Here is a 1,884-nt window from a genome sequence, read left to right on the forward strand (position 1 = left end):
GATACTGTTGGCGAATTCAAAAAAAAGCCAAAAAAGCAACTTATAGTCAAATCGAACTGATAAGAAGTGACAGTTTGGCTAATGTAATTTTTTTGTGGGATTCAATAATCGAGTAAGAGTAAGATCAGAGCAACGATCTATGAATAGATGGAGGTGTCCCATGTCGATGAAGCCCCAAAATATTCCTCCGTTTCCTGACTTTACAGCCGCCGTAGCCCGTGCCGCTTTTCCCAAAGGAAATATTTATCTACAGATTCGAGACACCTTGGGCAGTATCTACATAGATGAAGACTTTACCTCCCTATTTTCAGTACGAGGACAACCCGCCCAATCCCCTTGGCGGTTAGCTTTGATAAGTGTAATGCAGTATATAGAGAACTTGTCAGATCGTCAAGCGGCCGATGCCGTTCGGGGACGGATTGATTGGAAGTATGCCCTTTCTCTTCCTTTGGACGACGCTGGCTTCAATTTTTCGGCGAAACGCGCCTGACAGAATCTTCTGCCAGGACGCTTTCGCGTTTTGAGTGAGTTTCGTCAACGTTTGATTACAGGAGGGAAAGAAGAACTATTACTAGAGCGAATCTTAGAGCAATTGCGATCGCAAGGGTTGTTAAAAGGGCATCAACGACAACGTACCGATTCAACTCATATTTTGGCAGCAATTCGACCTCTCAATCGGTTAGAAACTTTGGGGGAGACATTTCGGGCAGCCTTGAATAGTTTGGCGCTAGCTGCTCCCGACTGGCTAATCAAACATCTAAAAAAGGCATGGTTCGACCGCTATGGCAGGCGAATTGAAAACTATCGTCTGCCCAAACTGGATTCGGAGAGAGAATCGTTAGGAAATCAGATCGGTGCTGATGGTTTTGCCCTACTCAAAGCAATTTTTGCTCCTAATGCCCCAGAATGGTTACGTTGTCTGCCCGCCGTTGAAATCCTGCGACTTGTTTGGGTACAACAATTCTATGCACCTGTAGAGGGGAAAGTGCAATGGCGAGTTCCTAAAGATATGCCTCCAAGCGCGATCGCTATTCATTCTCCTTATGACATCGAAGCTCACTACAGTTCCAAAAGAAGTGTCAATTGGGTGGGGTATAAAGCTCATGTGACGGAAAGTTGCGATGAAAACTGTCCTCACTTCATTACTCATGTTCACACAACTTTATCAACCCTTACTGACGAGGCGGTAGTAGAGCCAATTCACCACGCTTTATCCGAGAAAGATTTGCTGCCAAAAGAGCATTTGATGGATCTTGGTTATGTAACTGCAAAGCTTTTGGTCAAGAGTCAGATTGACTATGGGATTGAACTTATTGGCCCAGTTCGTAGCGATCCCAGTTGGCAAGCTCATCATCACCCCAAGGAGAGCAAGCAACCAGTTTCAGATTGATTGGGATAAACAAGTAGCTATTTGTCCAAAAGGACATCAAAGTCAAACTTGGTCGGAAAAAATTGATGAGAGTGGGCAACCTATAATTGATATTCGCTTTCCCCAGTCAGCTTGCCGTGCTTGTCCTTCCAAGAGCCGATGTACCCGCGCTCAAACACAACCGAGAGGGCTGACCATTCGTCGTCAAAATGAATATCTCGCTCTGAGCCATCGCCGTGCCGTCCAAAACACTCCAGAATTTTTACAGATTTATCGTCACCGGGCTGGTATAGAAGGCACTTTGTCTCAAGGCATCCGACGGTCAGACCTGCGCCAATCTCGCTATATTGGTTTAGCAAAAACCCACTTACAACATATTTTGATGGCTGCGGCGCTTAATTTATGTCGTTTTGATGCTTGGGCAAATGGTATTCCTTTAGCTCCCACTCGCTATTCAAGATTTCTAGCACTTAGACCGAAAACTGGATAGCTCTTCTGAATTCGCCAACAGTATC

General features: G+C 45.2%; 1 pseudogene. It reads left to right on the forward strand.

Features of this window, described 5'->3' with window-relative positions:
• The first annotated feature begins 160 nt into the window (after positions 1-160).
• A pseudogene (locus AC2VE5_RS26560) lies at positions 161-1,859 on the forward strand (IS1182 family transposase).
• Positions 1,860-1,884 lie beyond the last annotated feature (25 nt).

Source organism: Aliterella sp. E5.1, from assembly GCF_057473825.1.